Raw genomic sequence first — 2,810 nt, 5'->3', positions numbered from 1 at the left:
GGCTCGGACCTCGAGGCCTTCGGGGTTGAGCGGCTTAGCCACTGCCGATCTTGGAAGGCCTCGACCCATCTACGGGTCATCCGGTCAACGCGTGTCGCTCACACCCCCACCTCAGGTAGGCAGAGCCGGGTTGGTCGGCCCTGGCACGAGCGTAAAAGGTGTCCTCGTACTCGTCGGGTAGGACGTCGCCTAGGTAGCCGTGGAGCCGCTGGGTGTTGTGCCAGTGGACCCACGACAAGGTCGCGAGTTCGATGTCCTCGACGGTCTTCCAGGGCTTGCCGTCTCGTGCTGGGCCGCGGATGAGCTCGGCCTTGTAGTAGCCGTTCACGGTCTCGGCCAGGGCATTGTCGTAGGAGTCACCGACGGTCCCGATCGAGGGCACTGCCCCGATCTCAGCGAGTCGTTCGCCATAGCGGATTGAGATGAATCCGGCTTGCGACCCGGCATCGGAGTGACACCGAAGCCCCTCGAGGCTTGTTCCGCGTGACCACCTGACCATCTCGAGGGCGTCGAGGACCATCGTGGTCCGCATGTGGGGTGCGGCCCGCCACCCGACGATCTTGCGGGAGTAGACGTCGGTGATGAAGCAGACGTAGGCCATCTGAGACCAGGTCGGTACGTAGGTCAGGTCGGTGACCCACAGCTGGTTGGGGCCGGTGGCGGTGAAGTCCCGGTCGACCAGGTCCGGGTGGCGTGGGGCGCCCGGATCGCGCTTGATCGTCCGCACGCTCTTGGTCCGGGTCACGCCCTCGATGCCCGCGGACCGCATCAACCGGGCGACCTGGTCACGACCGACGTCATGGCCAGCACGCCTGGCGGCCTTCCACAGCTTCCTGGCGCCGTATACCTCGTAGTTGTCCTCCACAACGTCACCAGCGCTGGGCCAACGGTGGCGTCGCGCTGCGAGCGCGCCGAGGCCGGTCGGGACTTGACGGCGTAGTACAGGCTCGGAGCGATCTGCAGGACCCTGCAGATCGGCTCGACTCCGAACTCCTCACGGTTGGCGTCGATGAACGCGACCCTCACTTGTGTTGGCGGTCGAGCTCCACCCCGAAGAAAGTCGCTGCCCGCTCCAAGATCTCGTTGGCCCGCCGCAGCTCACGGACCTCCTGCTCGAGCGCCTTGACCCGCGCTGCTTCCTCGGTCGAGACACCCGGCGCAGCGCCGTCGTCGATGTCGGCCTGCTTGACCCACAACCGCACCGACTCGGTGCCGTACCCGAGCTGCTCAGCGACCCGCTGGATCGTGCCGGCATCGGTTCCCAACTCGGCTCGCAGCGTGCGCACCATCCCCACCGCAGCCGCCTTCTCCTCAGCGCTGTACCGACGCGTGGTCGGCTTGCCTGGTGTCACGTCCTTCGGCATGGCTCCATCCTCGTTTCCAAACGATGGAGTGGTGTGTCCTGGGTTCCACGGCCTCTGAGTTTCTGGATTCTGGTGCCTGACATCAGGAGGAATAGATGGGACGACAGGGCTACTCAGCCGAGTTCAGACGCAAAGTCCTCGACCTGCTTGCCGCAGGACGCAGCGTTGCAAGCGTCGCGCACGACCTCGACCTCAGCGACCAGACGATCTACAACTGGCGACGCCAAGACCGCATCGACCGCGGCCTCCAGACGGGGCTGAGCACTGCAGAGGCTAGTGAGCTCGCGGCCGCGAAGAGGCGGATCCGCGAACTCGAGACTGAGCTCGCGGTCAGCCGACGTGCCGTCGAGCTGCTCCAAGGGGACGCCAGCCCAAAAGGCGGTACGCGGCCGTCGAGGTGATGGCCGCAGAGAACCTCCCGGTTCAGGCGGCCTGCCGCGTGGTCGGGGTATCGGAGTCCGGGTTCTACGAGCACCGCAAGCGGCCCCCGTCCGAGCGGTCGATCCGGCACACGATGCTGAGCGACCTCATCGTCCAGATCCATACCGACGCCCATGGCATCTACGGCAGCCGGCGCGTCCACGCCGAGCTAACGCTCGGTCGCGGCGTCGTCGTCGGTCACAACCAAGTCGAGCTGCTGATGCGCCGTGCTGGCCTGCAGGGCGTCACGGGCAGGCGACGGTGGAAGCGGATCAAGCCCGATGACATCGCGACTGATCGGGTCGAACGGAACTTCAACCGCGCCGGCCCGAATCAGCTGTGGGTCACCGACATCACCGAGCACCCGACCCGAGAGGGCAAGGTCTACTGCTGCGTCATCCTCGACACCTACTCACGCCGGGTCGTGGGCTGGTCGATCGACTCATCGCCCACCGGTGCGCTGGTGACCAACGCGCTCGGTATGGCCATCGACAGCCGGCTCGACAAGCACACTGTGGGCGTGGGGCCGGGCACGATCATTCACTCCGACCAGGGCGTCCAGTTCGGGTCGTGGGCGTTCACCAAGCGCGCCAAGGACTCCGGTCTGCTCGCCTCGATGGGCAGCATCGGCGACTGCTACGACAACTCGATGATCGAGTCGTTCTGGTCGCGCATGCAGGTCGAGCTCCTGGACCGCAAGAAGTGGGGCACCCGCCTCGAGCTGGTCAACGCGATCTCCGAGTATGTCGAGATTTGGCATAACAGCAAGCGCCGTCACAGCTAACTCGGGTGGCTCTCGCCGATAGAGCTCGAGCGCAACCGCATCATCACCGTGGCATGAGATCCAAGCAATCTTGACCGCGTGGAACCCGGGGCAGACCAGAGCCTCTACAGAACCCGGCTCTTCACAATCCGGGGTGTAGTTGGGGTCCGAAGCCCCCGGATTCCAGGAGCGATCTGGCGATGTAGTTGGTGAGGTTGCGGAATCCGAGGGCTGAGCCACGGAGGTGTTCGAGCCGTCCGTTG

At 65.4% G+C, this 2,810-nt stretch carries 2 protein-coding genes, 1 pseudogene and 1 other annotated feature; of the genes and pseudogenes, 2 read left to right on the top strand and 1 reads right to left on the bottom strand.

Going from position 1 to position 2,810, the window contains the following annotated elements:
• Positions 1-76: 76 nt before the first annotated feature.
• Positions 77-1,364: pseudogene (locus FZC61_RS22795) on the bottom strand (IS3 family transposase).
• Positions 949-1,065 (bottom strand) — a sequence feature (AL1L pseudoknot). It overlaps the preceding pseudogene by 117 nt.
• A gap of 95 nt (positions 1,365-1,459) precedes the next feature.
• Here FZC61_RS22795 and FZC61_RS22790 point away from each other — a divergent pair.
• Positions 1,460-1,765 (top strand): transposase, encoded by a 306-nt coding sequence (locus FZC61_RS22790; protein ID WP_148616559.1) that lies wholly within the window; start codon positions 1,460-1,462, stop codon positions 1,763-1,765.
• On the top strand, positions 1,765-2,568 hold the full coding sequence (locus tag FZC61_RS22785; RefSeq protein ID WP_148616558.1) for an IS3 family transposase: 804 nt from the start codon (positions 1,765-1,767) through the stop codon (positions 2,566-2,568). Before FZC61_RS22790 ends, FZC61_RS22785 begins: the two co-directional genes overlap by 1 nt.
• Positions 2,569-2,810: the final 242 nt, after the last annotated feature.

The sequence above is a fragment of the Nocardioides rubriscoriae genome (assembly GCF_008087085.1).
Classification (GTDB): domain Bacteria; phylum Actinomycetota; class Actinomycetes; order Propionibacteriales; family Nocardioidaceae; genus Nocardioides; species Nocardioides rubriscoriae.
Note: the sequence above shows the minus strand (reverse complement) of the source record. Positions and strands in the feature narration are given on the sequence as shown.